At 68.8% G+C, this 14554-nt stretch carries 14 protein-coding genes; 9 read left to right on the top strand and 5 right to left on the bottom strand.

The window, feature by feature from the left end:
* Positions 1-9: 9 nt before the first annotated feature.
* Positions 10-843: an NAD-dependent epimerase/dehydratase family protein gene (locus IHE46_RS12135; RefSeq protein ID WP_192164911.1), complete on the bottom strand. Its 834-nt coding sequence runs from the start codon at positions 841-843 to the stop codon at positions 10-12.
* A gap of 27 nt (positions 844-870) precedes the next feature.
* Between IHE46_RS12135 and IHE46_RS12130 the strand changes: the two genes are divergently transcribed.
* From IHE46_RS12130 to IHE46_RS12105, 6 genes are all read left to right on the top strand, one after another.
* Positions 871-1410, top strand: coding sequence for a shikimate kinase (locus IHE46_RS12130; RefSeq protein ID WP_192164910.1), 540 nt, complete (start codon positions 871-873; stop codon positions 1408-1410).
* Complete coding sequence (aroB, locus tag IHE46_RS12125) at positions 1407-2504, top strand: 3-dehydroquinate synthase (protein WP_192164909.1); 1098 nt, start codon at positions 1407-1409, stop codon at positions 2502-2504. The genes IHE46_RS12130 and aroB overlap by 4 nt, the downstream gene beginning before the upstream one ends.
* A gap of 137 nt (positions 2505-2641) precedes the next feature.
* Positions 2642-3220 carry a hypothetical protein gene (locus IHE46_RS12120; protein ID WP_192164908.1) on the top strand — a complete coding sequence of 193 codons (579 nt, stop codon included), beginning with the start codon at positions 2642-2644 and terminating at the stop codon, positions 3218-3220.
* 93 nt (positions 3221-3313) lie between these two features.
* Positions 3314-3574: a WGR domain-containing protein gene (locus IHE46_RS12115; RefSeq protein ID WP_192164907.1), complete on the top strand. Its 261-nt coding sequence runs from the start codon at positions 3314-3316 to the stop codon at positions 3572-3574.
* Between the two features lie 4 nt (positions 3575-3578).
* Positions 3579-4655, top strand: a complete 1077-nt coding sequence (gene hemE / locus IHE46_RS12110; protein ID WP_192164906.1) for a uroporphyrinogen decarboxylase — start codon at positions 3579-3581, stop codon at positions 4653-4655.
* Positions 4656-4695: 40 nt separating this feature from the next.
* Complete coding sequence (locus IHE46_RS12105) at positions 4696-5391, top strand: hypothetical protein (protein WP_192164905.1); 696 nt, start codon at positions 4696-4698, stop codon at positions 5389-5391.
* A gap of 212 nt (positions 5392-5603) precedes the next feature.
* Here the strand turns inward: IHE46_RS12105 and IHE46_RS12100 are convergent, their stop codons facing one another.
* From IHE46_RS12100 to IHE46_RS12090, 3 genes are all read right to left on the bottom strand, one after another.
* Positions 5604-5972: a hypothetical protein gene (locus IHE46_RS12100; RefSeq protein ID WP_192164904.1), complete on the bottom strand. Its 369-nt coding sequence runs from the start codon at positions 5970-5972 to the stop codon at positions 5604-5606.
* Positions 5973-6196: 224 nt separating this feature from the next.
* A complete protein-coding gene (locus IHE46_RS12095; RefSeq protein ID WP_192164903.1) occupies positions 6197-7375 on the bottom strand; it encodes an acyltransferase in 1179 nt (392 codons plus the stop codon).
* A gap of 70 nt (positions 7376-7445) precedes the next feature.
* Complete coding sequence (locus IHE46_RS12090; RefSeq protein WP_343230023.1) at positions 7446-8342, bottom strand: LysR family transcriptional regulator; 897 nt, start codon at positions 8340-8342, stop codon at positions 7446-7448.
* A gap of 109 nt (positions 8343-8451) precedes the next feature.
* Between IHE46_RS12090 and IHE46_RS12085 the strand changes: the two genes are divergently transcribed.
* Positions 8452-8913, top strand: a complete 462-nt coding sequence (locus tag IHE46_RS12085; RefSeq protein ID WP_192164901.1) for a nuclear transport factor 2 family protein — start codon at positions 8452-8454, stop codon at positions 8911-8913.
* Positions 8910-10142: an MFS transporter gene (locus IHE46_RS12080; protein ID WP_192164900.1), complete on the top strand. Its 1233-nt coding sequence runs from the start codon at positions 8910-8912 to the stop codon at positions 10140-10142. The genes IHE46_RS12085 and IHE46_RS12080 overlap by 4 nt, the downstream gene beginning before the upstream one ends.
* A gap of 6 nt (positions 10143-10148) precedes the next feature.
* Here IHE46_RS12080 and def read toward each other — a convergent pair whose 3' ends face one another.
* On the bottom strand, positions 10149-10685 hold the full coding sequence (def, locus tag IHE46_RS12075) for a peptide deformylase (protein ID WP_192164899.1): 537 nt from the start codon (positions 10683-10685) through the stop codon (positions 10149-10151).
* A 277-nt stretch (positions 10686-10962) separates the two neighbouring features.
* On the opposite strand from def, the gene IHE46_RS12070 reads away from it, so the two are divergent.
* On the top strand, positions 10963-14496 hold the full coding sequence (locus tag IHE46_RS12070; RefSeq protein WP_192164898.1) for a hybrid sensor histidine kinase/response regulator: 3534 nt from the start codon (positions 10963-10965) through the stop codon (positions 14494-14496).
* Positions 14497-14554: the final 58 nt, after the last annotated feature.

Here is a 14554-nt window from a genome sequence, read left to right as displayed (position 1 = left end):
TGGGAAGGATCAAGTATCCAGCAACGCCGCGTAGCCGTCGCGTGCATCCGGCCATTGCGGCGCCCAGCCGCTCGCGCGCAGGCGGCCGTTGCGCAGGCGCTTGCTGCCCACGCCGGCGGGCGCCGGTCCCTCGCGTGGCGGCGGCGCATCGACCAGGTGGGCGATGAAATCGCACAGCTCGTCCAGCGGCAGCGGTGTGTCGTCCACGCCCAGATACAGCGGCAACGGCGCGGGCAGGCGCAGCAGATGCACGATGGCCGCCGCCGCATCGTCGACGTGGATGCGGTTGGCCCAATGCGGCGCCTCGCGCGGCACGCGCTGTGCCCCGGAGCGAATGCGCTCGACCAGTTGCGTGCGCCCTGACCCATACAGTCCGGCGAGGCGCAGCACAGTGGACGGCACGGGCTGCTCAGCCAGCCACTGCTCGGCTTCCCGCAGGAGCGCGCCGTTGAAACCCAGCGGCGCGGTGGGAGTGTCCTCATCCACCCAGTCGCCGTCGTGCTCGCCGTACACCGCGCTGGAGGACACCAGCAGCACCTGCCGCAACGTGCGCATGTCCAGGGCTTCCAGCAGGTGGCGCACGCCATCCACGAACAGCGTGCGGTACGCCGCCTTGTCGCGCACATCGGGCGCAGGCAGGTACACCACGCGGGTGATGCCCGCAGGCAGCCCGGCCAGGGAGTGCGGCGCCGCCAGATCGGCACCCAGCCAATGCAGGCCGGGCGCGCCATCGGGCGGCGGCCGCCGGCGCAGCGCCCATGCTTCGTCGCCTGCCGCCAGCAGGCGCGTGGCCACCCGAAGTCCCAGGTCGCCGCACCCCGCGAGCAAAATCCGTTCGGCCATCCAAACACCTGCTGTTAAAGTTGCCGTATGAATCCGTCGCGCAACCTGTTCCTGATTGGCCCGACCGGCGCCGGCAAGACTTCCCTTGCCAGGCACCTCGCTGCGCATTATGGCCTGCGTTTCGTCGATCTCGACCGCGAGATCGAGCGACGCACCGGCACGGACGTGAGCACGGTGTTCGAGATCGAAGGCGAGGTCGGCTTCCGTCAGCGGGAAAGCGCCCTGCTGGACGAATTCAGCGCGGGCGACGGAGTGGCGCTCGCCACCGGTGCCGGCGCGGTGCTCGCCGCGCACAATCGCGCCATGCTGGCCGGACGCGGTTACGTGCTGTGGCTGCAGGCCGATATCGAACAGCAGCTGGAGCGGTTGGCGCACGACACCAAGCGTCCGTTGCTGGCCGGCGCGGACCGCCGCGCACGGCTGGAAGCGATGGCTGCGGTCCGCGAACCGCTGTACCGCGAAACCGCCGACCTCGCGCTCCCCGCCATCCACGGCGTTGCCGCCATCGGCGCGCAAGCCATCGCCCTGATCGACCAACATTGGCAACGCCAAACACTCACCGCATGAACCCGAGCAATCCCACCACCCTCGACGTCACCCTTGGCGAACGCAGCTACCCGGTCTGGATCGGCCGCGGCCTGCTGGCCGACAGCGCGCGATGGCGCGAACGCCTGCGCGGCCGCCACGTGCTGGTGATCAGCAACACCACGGTGGCGCCGCTCTACCTGGAGCGCGTGGCGCGCGGCCTCGACGGCCTGCAATGGTCCAGCTTCCTGATCGAGGACGGCGAGGCGCACAAGAGCTTCGCCAACGTGGAACGCGCGCTGGACGCGCTGGCCGCACTCGGCGCCACCCGCGACGCCTGCGTGATCGCGCTAGGCGGCGGCGTGGTGGGCGACCTCGCCGGCTTCAGCGCGGCGTGCTGGATGCGCGGCATCGACTTCATCCAGATGCCCACCACCCTGCTGGCGATGGTGGATTCCTCGGTGGGCGGCAAGACCGGCGTGAACCTGCCGGCCGGCAAGAACCTTGTCGGCGCCTTCCACCAGCCGCGCGCCGTGGTGGCCGACATCGATACGCTGGCCACCCTGCCCGACCGCGAATACCGCGCCGGGCTGGCCGAAGTCATCAAGGGCGCAGCCATCGGCGACGAGCCGTTCTTCGCCTGGCTGGAAGCGCACGCCGATGCATTGGCCGCGCGCGGCGACGAGGCCGTGATCGAAGCCATCGCGCGCAAGCTGCGCTACAAGGCCGGCGTGGTGGCACGCGACGAAACCGAGCAGGGCGAACGCGCCCTGCTCAACCTCGGCCATACCTTCGGCCACGCGCTGGAAACCGCCGGCCACTACACCACGCTGCTGCACGGCGAAGGCGTCGCCGTCGGCATGCTGCTCGCTGCGCGCCTGTCCGAGCGGCTGGGCATGAGCGCCACCGCCGACACCGCACGCCTGCAGCGACTGCTGGAAACCCTAGGCCTGCCCGTGGCCATCCCGCCCGGCATGGACGCGCAGCAGCTGCTGGCGCTGATGCGGCTGGACAAGAAGAACACCGCGGGCACGCTGCGGTTGATCCTGTGGCGGGGCATCGGCCGTGCCGAAATCGTCTCGGGCGTCGGCGAAGCCGACGTACTTGCCGTGCTGCGTGCGGCCATCGGGGCCTGATCCGCGCCCTCGATGCGGCTGACAACTGTCAGCGCATCTCCGTGATGAGCCCTAGCGGCGCGCGCGGCTTGCACCGCGTACGCTTGCGTCAGACAGCCGCCAGGAGTCCGACCATGCATACGGGAACACCTGCACCGTTGACCGCCACCGCCCTGCGCAGCCGCGCCATGGGCATTCTCGCGGCGGCCAGCTTCGGCGCGCTCTGGGCCGCGGCGGGACTGTCCGCATACCGGGGAAGCTTCACCACCTTCGGTTTCCTTGCCGCCTTCCTGATCCTGGGGGCGCTGTTCGCTGCGGCCGTCCAGCTGATGCGCATGGCGCGGCAACCCGGACTGCCCGTCACGCCCTCGATTGACCGGCGGCGCATGCGTCGCCGCTTCGTCGTCGTCTTCATCGCGGAGATAGTCGCGATCAACATCGCCGCCTGGTGGCTGTCGCCGCAGCACACCGCCTACCTGATGCCGGTGGTCGCCATCATCGTGGGGCTGCATTTCTGTCCGCTCGCGCCGCTGTTCCGGGCGCCGCACTATTACGCCGTCGCCGCCGTGATGAGCCTGGCCGGCGTCATCGGCATCGCGGCCATCGCCCTGGGATCGAACGGCACTGCCTGCAATGCGCTGGTCGACGCCATCTGCGCGCTTGCCCTGTGGGGCGGCTGTTTCGTCTCCTGGCGTTCCGCCCATCGTGCGCTGTCGTCGGCGACGACCTTCGCCTGAAGCGTGCAACCCGGAGGAGCCGGGCTCGCCAGCATGATGCCGTCCCTTCTAGAATGGACGGACGCGGCAATCTGACCGCCCATCGCCGACACCATGCGCCTCTACCTGCAAAACCTGCCCGGCAGCGCCGAGCCGCCACGCTATGTCCAGATCGTGCTGGAGCAGGACCTGCTCGGTGGCTGGACGCTGTACCGCGAAACGGGCCAGCAGGGCGGCAAGGCCACGCTCAAGCGCGAGCAGTACCTGGAGCGCGACGAGGCCATCGCCGCCTTCGAGAAGGCGCGCGACGCCCAGCTCAAGCGCGGCTATCGCCTGATGTTCAGCCAGGGCCTCGACGGCCCCTATGGCCGTTGACCCGATGAATACACCGCTGAAGAACGACCGTTTCCTGCGCGCACTTCGGCGCGAACCCGTCGACACCACGCCGATCTGGGTGATGCGCCAGGCCGGCCGCTACCTGCCCGAGTACCGTGCGACGCGCGAACGCGCCGGCAGCTTCATGGGCCTGGCGCAGAATCCCGAATTCGCCTGCGAGGTGACGCTGCAGCCGCTGGCGCGCTTCGACCTCGACGCCGCGATCCTGTTTTCCGACATCCTCACCATCCCCGACGCGATGGGCCTCGGCCTCAGTTTCGCGCAGGGCGAAGGTCCGCAGTTCGCGCGCACCGTGCGCACCGCCGCCGACGTCGCGCGGCTGGGCGTGCCCGATATGGACGGCGAGCTGCGCTACGTGACGGACGCGGTGCGCCTGATCCGCAGGGAGCTGGCCGGCCGCGTGCCGCTGATCGGCTTCTCCGGCAGCCCGTGGACGCTGGCCTGCTACATGGTGGAAGGCAGCGGCTCGCGCGATTTCGCCACGCTCAAGGCGATGTGCTGGAGCGAGCCCGCGCTCGCCCACCGCCTGCTCGACGTGCTGGCGCGCAGCGTGGCCGCCTATCTCTCGGCACAGGCAGCGGCCGGCGCGCAGGCGCTGATGATCTTCGACACCTGGGGCGGCCTGCTCGGACCTGCGCCGTTCCGCGAGTTCTCGTTGCGCTACATGGCGCAGATCGTCAGCGAACTGAAGGCCGACGCGCACGCACGCGACTTGCCAGTGATCCTGTTCTCCAAGGGCGCCGGCGCGCATCTCGCCGCGATGGCCGACACCGGCTGCGCCGCGTTGGGCGTGGACTGGACGATAGCCCTCGCCGGCGCGCGACGCGCGGTGGGTGGCAAGGTGGCGCTGCAGGGCAACCTCGACCCGGCGATCCTGCGCGCCGGCCCCGAGGTGATCCGCCGCGAAGCGCGCGCCGTGCTCGACAGCTACGGCCCGAATCCCGGCCACGTGTTCAACCTGGGCCACGGCATCACGCCGGAGGTCGATCCCGAACACGTGCACGTCCTGGTCGATGAGGTGCACACTTACGGCCGGGTGCTGCGCGGCGCGCCAGCCTGATCGTCAAGCCGACCGCCGGCGGGGCACCATCGGAGCCTTCATGAAGACGATGGATCTCGTGTTGTCCGGCTGCTGCGCGTTGGTGTGTTCCGCCGCCCTGGCGCAAACCGATCTCCCGGGCGTCAAGGTCACCGCGCCGCCGTTTTCGTCGGAGCACGGCGGCTACCTGGTCTCCGGGGACTTCAAGGTCGATCCGCGCATGCCGGCGGTGGTGTTTCCCGCGCAGGCGCTGACGAAGGGCGACATCCTCAACATCGAGCCGATGTCGCTGCAGGACGACGAATACCTGGTGCTGCAGGAATGCGCCTCGGCCGATTGCCACGAGGCCAGCGTCGTGCGCTTCTGGACCGCGGACAACATCGGCGGCGAGGACACGCGCTACAACCGTGTGCGGATCACGCACGAGAACAAATACTTCATCTGGCTGAAGCGCCTTCCGGAAGTATCCGGGCAGAGCTGCGGCCAGGGCTGGCTCAAGTTCAGCAACGACACCACCCAGTGCGGCAGCCACTTCACCAGCTTCCAGCAGATCAGCCCGCCGCTGATGCTGATTCCCACTGGCGATCTGGTGGCGTTCCATCAGGATGCGGTGCAGAAGGCCATCCGGAGCGCGCCCGTCCAGGTCAGCCAGCAGGCGCACGAGGGGTCCACCTATGTGGTGACGTACCAGGGCGGCAGCGTCGTGCGCGTCCAGCGCATGCGTGCCTCACGCGCGGATCAGCCAATCCAGCGTTGATGGTTCAACGCCGTTCGGGCAGCAGAAGCGACGGCATGTCCAGTGCCGCGCGCGACAGGCGCGCGCAACCCCGCGCGTGGCGGCATGGGCAGCCATCATCGTTATCGTTGCAGCGCCGGTCTTCTCAAGCCGCGTGAAACCTCAGGCCGTGCAGCGGCGGTCGCGAAGGACTCGTCGATCGCAGGTCCCATCGCATGAAGCGGGCATGCACCTCAACGCATATGCACCCAGTGCACATGGAGGCCTTGGGCGCGATCCTCGGCACGGAAACCTTCGCGACCGTCCATGACGATGCCCCAGATCGAACGCATCGCACCACCCTGGGTACGATCCACGCGCACATGTTCGCCCTTGGGGATGGCGAAGTTCGCCTCGACCACCATGACCCCTTCGCGCTCGTAGATCAGGGTGGCGTGCCGGCCCACGCCGGCGCCCCAGCCAACGTGCAGCTCGCAGGGCGCGCACGGGTACACGCCGCGGTTGTCCAGGTTCCAGCCCTCGGTCTTGCTGAGCAGCAACTGGATGTCCGGATGGTTCCAGTCGACGCTGTTGCCCGATGGCGGTTTGTCGTAACGGCTCATTGCATGGGGGACTCTTGATGGGAGATCGGCTCACCCGGCATTCCCTGCACGCGGGGAGACACATCCGCCTTCACTGGCGCCTGCGACAGTACCCCGCTCGGAGACGGAATTCACGCGATATCGTCACAGGTATCGCCAATGGCGGTGCGTTCCTTAAGCCGCGCGACCTCGCGTCGTTCTGTTGCGCTTCGGATTCGCCGCGGAAGCAACGCGCGTGGCACCGTCTAACCGGGCTGCGCCGATGTGCGACCGAGCGATGCGACGCCTTTCAACCGCCCGCGCAGCCACCGTTCGCACGGCACGGACAGCAGGCGCTCCACGGCGTTACCGAGCAGCCAGCACAGCACCAACGCGGGCAGATACCACAGCCAGCCGTGCGCCGGATTGCCGTCCCAGGCGCGGTACGCGCGTATCACGGCGAACACCACGAACATGTGGGTGAGGTAGATCTCGTAGCTCATCCGGCCCCACGAACGCAGCCATGCGAAACCGCGCAGCCGCGGCACTGCGCCTTCGTCGGCGCGCCAGCGGAAACACAGCAGCAGGCACAAGGCGGAACCCGTGAGCACCAGCATGTAGCCGTCGCGCAGCCAGTGCCACAGCGCGCCACCGTCCAGCAGCACCGCGCCCAGGCCCAGCGCGCCCAGCCAGCCCAGCATGACGACCGTGCGCCGCGGCGGCCGGCAGGCGTCGGCCAGCAGCGCGCCGAGCACGCCGGTGGCGATCGCCGCCATGCCAGGCAGGTAGGCCTTCTCCAGCCAGATCTCGTTGCCGTGCAGCGCCGCACGCGCCCATGGCAGCGACAGCGCGAGCAGCACCAAAGGCGGCACCAGCAACACGCGGCGCCGCAGCAGCAGGCAGGCCAGCGGGAAGCCGAGGTAGAAGGCCTCTTCGATGGACAGCGACCACAGCACGTCCCAGTTGCCCGGCAGGTAGCCGGTACGCCCTTCGTACCAGTTGAGATGCAGGCCCAGCGCGGACAGTAGCGCGCCCGGCAGCGACTGGCCGGCGCGATGGATCATGTAATCCTGCACGCCCAGCAGATGCAGCGCGCTCAGCACCGCGAGCAAGGCAAGCAGGCAGGGCACGATGCGCGCGAACCGCCGCGCGTAGAACGCACGCGCGTCGATGGCCGCGAGGCTGCCCCAGCGGCGCAGCACGTTCCCTGCGATCAGGAAACCGGAGATCACGAAGAACACGTACACGGCTTCGTAGCCGTTCCAGTTCAACCGGTTCAGCAGCCAGGTCGGCAGCACGTCGGCCAGCGCGCTCTTCTCCAGCGGAATGCGTATGCCGAGATGGTTGAACACCACCAGCACGATGGCCAGTCCGCGCAGCAGGTCGATACCGGGATTGCGGGACACCGCATCCATCGTTGTCGTGGAACGAACCGTATCGCGCATGCACCCTGCCCCGTCGTGTCGAACCGCGATGGTGGCGGCACAGGGGATGCCGGGCAAGCCACTCGACGCATCAGCCCGGCGGCTCGGCCGTCCAGCGCGCCGCGGCGAAATCGATGAAGGCGCGCGTGCGCGCAGGCAATTGCCTGCCGGGCGGCCAGACGATGTGCAGCGGCAAGCCCGGAGCCTGCCAGTCGTCCAGCACGGTCTCCAGCCGCCCCTGGTCGAGCAGCGGGCGCACCTGCCACAACGCCGCCACCGCAATGCCGAGACCGGCCACTGCCGCGGCATTGCAGGCCGCGGCGTTGTTCGCGCTGAAACGGCCATGTACTTCCACCGATTCGTGGCGGTTGCCGCGTCGAAATTCCCAGCGCTGCCTCGTGCCGTTGCCCTGGCGCGCGATGCAGTCGTGCCGGCCCAGTTCGGATGGCTTGCGCGGGCGGCCGTGCTGCGCGAAGTAGCCGGGAGCGCCCACGGTGAGCATGCGCAGCATGCCGAGCTGTCGCGCGTGCAGCCGGCTGGGCGCCAGCTCGCCCAGGCGCACGGTGGCATCCAGCTTTTCGCGCTGCAGGTCGACGTGCTGGTCGGCCACCACCAGCTCCACGGTCACGTCGGGGTAGCGCTCCATGAAGGCCGCCACCAGCGGCACGAGATACGGTGCGCTGAACTGGGTGGAACCGCCGATGCGCAGGGTGCCGTCGATGCGCGCGCCATGCTCGGCCAGTGCCGAGCGAGCCAGGTCGATATCGGCCAGCGCCGTCCTGATCCGCGCGTGGAAGGCCTGCCCGGCCGCGGTGGGCTGCGCGCGACGCGTGGTGCGCTGGATCAGCTCCACCCCGAGCTCGCGCTCCAGCATCTGCAGCGAGCGGCTCACCGCCTGCAGCGAGCGGCGCAGGTGTCGTGCCGCCGCGGTGAGGTTGCCCTGTTCCACGATGGCGACGAAGACGCGGTAGTCGTCCAGGCTGGCCACGGTATTCTCCTGTTTCCTTGGATAGTCCATCCATCCTACTGCCGATTCTCTCAAATCGTTTTTGGCCGAAGAATGTCGCCGACGCCCCTCCCCGCCTTGGAGACATCCCATGTCCACCCAGCTTCCCGCCGCCATCGACGGCAGCGAAACCGGCTTCGATCCCGCTTCGCCGTTGGCCGCCCTCAACGCCTTCTACCGTGCGTTCAACAGCCGCGACATCGAGGCGATGGCGCGCAACTGGCATGACGACGCCGATGCGGCGATGAGCAACCCGCTGGGCGGCATCGCACGCGGCTGGCCGGCGATCCGCACGGTGTACCAGCGCATCTTCGAGGGCCGGGCGCGCGTGCAGGTGGCCTTCCACGATTACACACTGCACGTCGCCGGCGACATGTTCTATGCCGTAGGCCGCGAGCGCGGTCTGCTGGAACGCGATGGCCTCCGCCTGAAACCGGCGATCCGCACCAGCCGGCTGTTCCGTCGCGTCGATGGCACCTGGCGGCAGGTGCATCACCACGGTTCCTTCGACAACGCCACCTTGCTCGCCGCCTACCAGGAGGCCGTGCGATGAACACGGCAAGTGCCGTCTCTACGCCGGTTGCACAGGCTCCGGTACTGCTGTTCGCGCTGGCCACCGGCGTGATCGTGCAGAGTCTCTACGTGGCGCAACCGCTGGTGGGCGTGATCGCCCAGTCGCTCGGCCTGCCGGCCGCGGTGGTAAGCCTGGTCGCCACGCTGGCCCTGCTCGGCTATGCGCTGGGCCTGTTCCTGCTGGTGCCGCTGTGCGACCTGGTCGAAAACCGCCGGCTGGTGCTGGCGACGCTGGCGGTCAACGCGCTCACCCTGCTGGTCGCCGCGCTGCCGGTATCGGCGCCGGCATTCCTCGCCGCCAGCCTGCTGACGGGCTTCAGCGCCACCGTGATCCAGATGCTGATACCGCTGGCCGCCGCGATGACGGCGGAAGCGGAGCGCGGCCGCGTGATCGGCAACATCACCAGCGGCATGATGCTGGGCATTATGCTGTCGCGCCCGCTGAGCAGCGTGGTCGCCGGCTATCTGGGCTGGCATGCGAGCTACGCCGTGCTGGCGGGCTCCATCGTCGTGCTGCTGATCGCGCTGGCGCGCTCGATGCCCAGCCTGCCGCCGCGGCAACGCATGGCCTATCCGGCGCTGCTGTCTTCGCTGGCCGCGCTGTGGCGCGCGGAGCCGCTGCTGCGCGAGCGAGCGCTGTCGGTGGCGCTGTGCTTCGGCGCGTTCAGCGCTTTCTGGGGGATGGTGGCGCTGCGCCTGGCGGCCGCGCCGTTCGGGCTGCACGCGAACGGCATCGCATTGTTCGCGCTGGCCGGAGTGAGCGGCGCGATCAGCGCGCCCTTGGCCGGACGCCTGGGCGACGCCGGCAAGGCACGCACGGCCACGCTCGCGGCGCACGCCTGCGTGGTGCTGGCAACCTTGCTGGCCTGGCTGGGCGGCAACGCGAAACTGTTTGTATCGCCGACGCTGGCGCTGGCGACGCTGGTGGTCGCGGCGATCCTGCTCGACGCGGGCACCATCGGCGACCTGACCCTGGGCCGGCGCGAAATCAATCTGCTGCGCCCGGAAGCGCGCGGACGCATCAACGGTCTCTATACCGGCGTGTTCTTCGTCGGCGGCGCGGTCGGCTCGGCACTGGCCGGATTCGCCTGGGCCCGGGCCGGCTGGGACGGCACCTGCGTAGCGGCCCTGGGTTTCGGGCTGGCCGCCCTGGTCAGCGGCCTGCGCCGCCGCGTGCCTTCGCCGCGGATTGCCGTCTGCGCGCCGTGATCCCGGCTATTCGTCCGCCACGTCCATGCCGGGAAACAGCACCTCGGTGTAGCCGAACTTGCTGAAGTCGGTGATGCGCGAGGGGTACAGGCGGCCGATCAGGTGGTCGCACTCGTGCTGCACCACGCGGGCATGGAAGCCCTCGGCGTTGCGGTCGATGGGCGCGCCATGCGGATCGATGCCCTGATAGCGGATCAGGCTGTAGCGGTTCACCGCGCCGCGCAGACCGGGCACGGAGAGGCAACCCTCCCAGCCCTCCTCCATGTCCTGCGACAGCGGCGTGATGACGGGATTGAGCAGAATGGTCTGCGGCACGGCGGGCGCATCGGGATAGCGCTCGGAATGTTCGAAGCCGAAGATCACCAGCTGCAGGTCCACGCCGATCTGCGGCGCGGCCAGACCCACGCCGCCGGCGTCGTGCATGGTGTCGAACATGTCGGCGATCAGGGCCTGCAACTCGGCGCTGCCGATCATTTCATCGGGCACCAGCGGCGCCACGCGCAGCAGGCGCGGATCGCCCATCTTCAGGATTTCACGAATCATGCAGGCCTCGTCGAAATGGGCGCCGGCCCGAAACGGCAGGTCAGCGAACGGCCCGACTTATACCAGCTACATCGATACACGCCGGTGAAAGCGGCGTCCGCGGGGTTGCGTCGAGCCCTCCGCCCCGCGATCCTCTCAGCCAGGGAGAATCCAGCGACTGCACCAGGACACCGTTCTGGGGAAAACTCGTGCCTTCTTCCACGCAGCCATCCGTTGTTCCGCGCGCCGATCGATCGATCGCGCAGGCATGGAGCCATTCCATCGGCGAGGATCGCCCGTGTTCGCCGGATTGATATTCCAGCTCGCGTTGGCGACATCCGCGCCAGCCACGCCGACACCGCCGCTGGCGGAACCGAACTTCCGCAATTACGGCATCGCCGAGGGTCTGCCCAGCAGTGTCATCGACGCGATAGCGATGGATCGCGACGACTATCTGTGGATATCCACGGAGTCCGGCCTGGTGCGTTACGGCGGCGGCGGATTCCGGGTGTGGCGGCACGATCCCCGCGATCCGAACTCGATTTCGGCGGCCACGCTGGCCACGCTGTTCGTCGACCGCAACGGCACGCTCTGGGGCGGCAGTCAGGATGGCCTGGTGAGCTATGATCCGGCGCACGAGAATTTCCGCCACTGGCTGCACGATCCGGGCGATCCCGCATCCCCGGTCAGCAACGACGTCACCGCCCTGGCGCAAAGCCCGGGAGGACCGTTGTGGGTGGGCCACTTCAGCGACGGTCTCGACCGCATGCGCAAGGACGGCCGCGGTTTCGATCACGTGCGGCACGACCCGGCCAACCCGGCGAGCCTTGCGTCCAACATCGTCTACTCGCTGCTGGCCGATCCGGATGGCAGCGTGTGGGCGGGCATACACGGCGGCGTCGACCACGTCCTGCCGGACGGACGCATCGTCCATGTAACGTTCGAGCGCCCCGACGATGCCTCGCGCGACAAGCCGCTGCTCGTGTACCACCTGACGCGTTCGGGCGACACCCTGCTGATCGCCACCAACTACGGCCTCTATGGGCTTGGCGCCAGCGGCGCCGCCACCCTGATGGCGCCGGGCGAGATGTCGAACCAGGCCGTGTTCAGCACGGTCACCGACCACAAGGGACGGTTGTGGGTGGGCACCGGCGACGGCCTGTACCTGCGCTACGCCGACGGCCATTTCCAACACGTGTCGCCCCATCCCCTGCTGCGCCATGGCTTGCCCGATGCCAACGCCTACGGACTGGTGCTCGACCGCGAAGGCGGTCTATGGATCGGCACGGGAAATGGCCTGAGCTATCTGCCGCCGGACTGGGACGACATCCGGTTCTTCACGCACACGCCCGATACGGCCGACAGCCTGGTCCCCGGCACGTACACCGCGGTGGCCACCAACGGCAACGACCATGTGTGGGTGGGCGGCAAGAACGGCGCGCTCGACCGACTCGACCTCGCCACCGGCAACGCTGAACACCTTGCGTGGCAGATGCCGCAAGGGCGCGAGATCTACAGCATGGCCGAGGATGCCCGCGGGCGGCTATGGTTCAGTTCGCCCAGCGGCAGTTACGTGCTCGACCACGGCCAGGTCACCGAGCTGAAGACGAAACGGCCCGAGCACATCGAGTTCGGCGACGACGGCACCGCTTATCTCCAGCGACCCGAAGGCGTACTGGTGGCCGACCCGGACAGCCTGGCGATCCGGCCGCTGCAGTTGGCCCCCAAGGCCGTGCATGTCCCCGTCAACGACATGCGCTGGTATGCGCATGCCCTGTGGATCGCCTCCGATGCCGGCCTGCTGCGCTGGGCGCCGGGCGACGCCCAGGCGCAGTTCGTGGCCGGCATGCATCCTGGCGGGATCGGCCAGGTCGACCTGCGCGACCGGCAGCTGTGGGAACTGGACGGGACCAACCTCAGCCATTACCGCCTCGACGACGCAGGGGTAACGTGGCTGGCCACCTATCCGCTGTACCTGCAGCACCCGGTTTCCGACGTCCTCAGCATCCGCGCCGACCGCGCCGACCGGCTCTGGTTCTTTTCGCGCAGCGGCCTGTGGCGCTTCGACAGCCGCAGCGGCAAGGTGCGCGAATTCGGCCTCGATCAGGGCCTGCCGGACGGGCAGTTCACCAACACCGGCCTCGCCGAAACGCCCGACGGCCATGTCTATGCGTCCGCCAAGGACGGCGTCGTCGGCTTTGCCCCCGACGACATCCACGAGCCGACACGCATACCCGACGTCAGGCTGGAATCCGTCACCATAAGGCGCGGCGACCAGACGCAACGGCTCGACGGCACGAACGACCACTGGAACGTCGCCTGGAACGACCGCGACCTTACGGTCACCGTCCGCGCCGTTTCCTACATCGCCCCCGAGCGCAACACTTACCGCTTCCGCCTCTCCGGCATGGACAGCGGTTGGGTCGATACGGGCCACCGTGCCGACCGCGGCTTCTCCCAGCTACCCGGCGGCAACTACAAACTGTACGTGCAAGCCGCGGGTCCGGATGGCGCGTGGGGCAATCTGGGCCAACCATTGCGGCTGCATGTGGACAGCGCGCCATGGCTGCGCTGGTGGTCGTGGCTGATGTACACGCTGCTGCTCGGCGCGATCTTCAGCGCCGTGTTGCTGGCTTCGCGCCGCAGGCAGCACCAGCGCATGCAGCTGGAGCTGGTCACCCAGCAGCACCGCCTCGCGCAGACCGCCAGCGAGGCCAAGACGCAATTCCTGGCCGAGCTCGGCCATGAAATCCGCACGCCGATGACGGGCGTGCTCGGCATGGCCGAGCTGCTGCTGAACCGCCCGCTGGGTTCGACCGAACGCGACTACGTGCGGACCATCCAGCGTTCCGGCGAAGTGCTGCTGACCCTGGTCAACGACGCGCTCGACCTCGCGCGCATCGAGGCCGGACGCCTGCAGCTCACGCCGGCGCCGTTCGATCCGCGCGCCTTGCTGCTCGACGTGGCACAGCTGCAGCTCGGTCGTGCGGCCAGCAAAGGGTTGGCCCTGCACACGCAGATCGCCGACGACACGCCCGCGCAGGTACAGGGCGATGCCGTGCGCATCAAGCAGATCCTGCTCAACCTCAGCGGCAACGCGTTGAAGTTCACCGAGCACGGCGAAGTGCGACTGTCGCTGGCTCCCACCGCGGACGGCCTGTGCTTCATCGTGAGCGATACCGGCCCGGGCATTTCATCGGCCGATCAGGCGCGCCTGTTCCAGCGCTTCGAACAGCTGGACGGCCCGCAGCGCGGTTCCGGCAGCGGCCTCGGCCTGGCCATCTGCCGCGAGCTGACCGCCATGATGGGCGGACGCATCGAATTGGAATCCGCTCCGGGCAAGGGCAGCACGTTCCGGGTGGAACTCCCGTTGCCGACCGTGGAAGAAGCGGCGGATGCGCCGAGCGAAACCGTCCGCACCGACGGCCCCGGCCTGAATCTGCTGTTGCTGGAAGACGACATCACCGTGGCCGCCGTCATCTCCGGGCTGCTGGAAGCCCAGGGCCACCGGGTCGACCACGAGCCGAACGGCCTGCGCGCCATGCAGTCCCTGGAAGACCAGCGCTACGACGCGGCGCTGGTCGATCTCGACCTTCCGGGTGTCGATGGTTTCCAGTGGGCACGCATGGTGCGCCTGCGCAAACCGCACGAACGGCTGCCGATGATCGCCATCACCGCGCGCTCCGGCGGCAACGAAGAAGCGCTGGCGCGCGAGGCCGGCATGGACGGCTTCCTGCGCAAGCCGCTGCATGGCGAACAGCTGGCCAAGGCGCTGGCGGCCGCGGTGCGCGCATCCCGTCCCGGCGGAGCCTCGCATTCGACCAATGGCTAGATCCCGCGGCATTGACCCCCGCCCCGCCCGGCGGGAACCTTGCAGGCAGTTTCCGGGA

It is taken from the genome of Rhodanobacter sp. DHG33 (genome assembly GCF_014843005.1).
Lineage (GTDB): Bacteria > Pseudomonadota > Gammaproteobacteria > Xanthomonadales > Rhodanobacteraceae > Rhodanobacter_A.
The sequence above is the reverse complement of the archived record's forward strand: the minus strand, read 5'-3'. Positions and strand labels throughout refer to the sequence as shown.

Bases quoted from the DNA above. Each gene is read 5' to 3' on its own strand.
- IHE46_RS12135 (WP_192164911.1), bottom strand. From the start codon at position 843: ATGGCCGAACGGATTTTGCTCGCGGGGTGCGGCGACCTGGGACTTCGG.
- IHE46_RS12130 (WP_192164910.1), top strand. From the start codon at position 871: ATGAATCCGTCGCGCAACCTGTTCCTGATTGGCCCGACCGGCGCCGGC.
- aroB (WP_192164909.1), top strand. From the start codon at position 1,407: ATGAACCCGAGCAATCCCACCACCCTCGACGTCACCCTTGGCGAACGC.
- IHE46_RS12115 (WP_192164907.1), top strand. From the start codon at position 3,314: ATGCGCCTCTACCTGCAAAACCTGCCCGGCAGCGCCGAGCCGCCACGC.
- hemE (WP_192164906.1), top strand. From the start codon at position 3,579: ATGAATACACCGCTGAAGAACGACCGTTTCCTGCGCGCACTTCGGCGC.
- IHE46_RS12105 (WP_192164905.1), top strand. From the start codon at position 4,696: ATGAAGACGATGGATCTCGTGTTGTCCGGCTGCTGCGCGTTGGTGTGT.
- IHE46_RS12100 (WP_192164904.1), bottom strand. From the start codon at position 5,972: ATGAGCCGTTACGACAAACCGCCATCGGGCAACAGCGTCGACTGGAAC.
- IHE46_RS12095 (WP_192164903.1), bottom strand. From the start codon at position 7,375: ATGCGCGATACGGTTCGTTCCACGACAACGATGGATGCGGTGTCCCGC.
- IHE46_RS12085 (WP_192164901.1), top strand. From the start codon at position 8,452: ATGTCCACCCAGCTTCCCGCCGCCATCGACGGCAGCGAAACCGGCTTC.
- IHE46_RS12080 (WP_192164900.1), top strand. From the start codon at position 8,910: ATGAACACGGCAAGTGCCGTCTCTACGCCGGTTGCACAGGCTCCGGTA.
- def (WP_192164899.1), bottom strand. From the start codon at position 10,685: ATGATTCGTGAAATCCTGAAGATGGGCGATCCGCGCCTGCTGCGCGTG.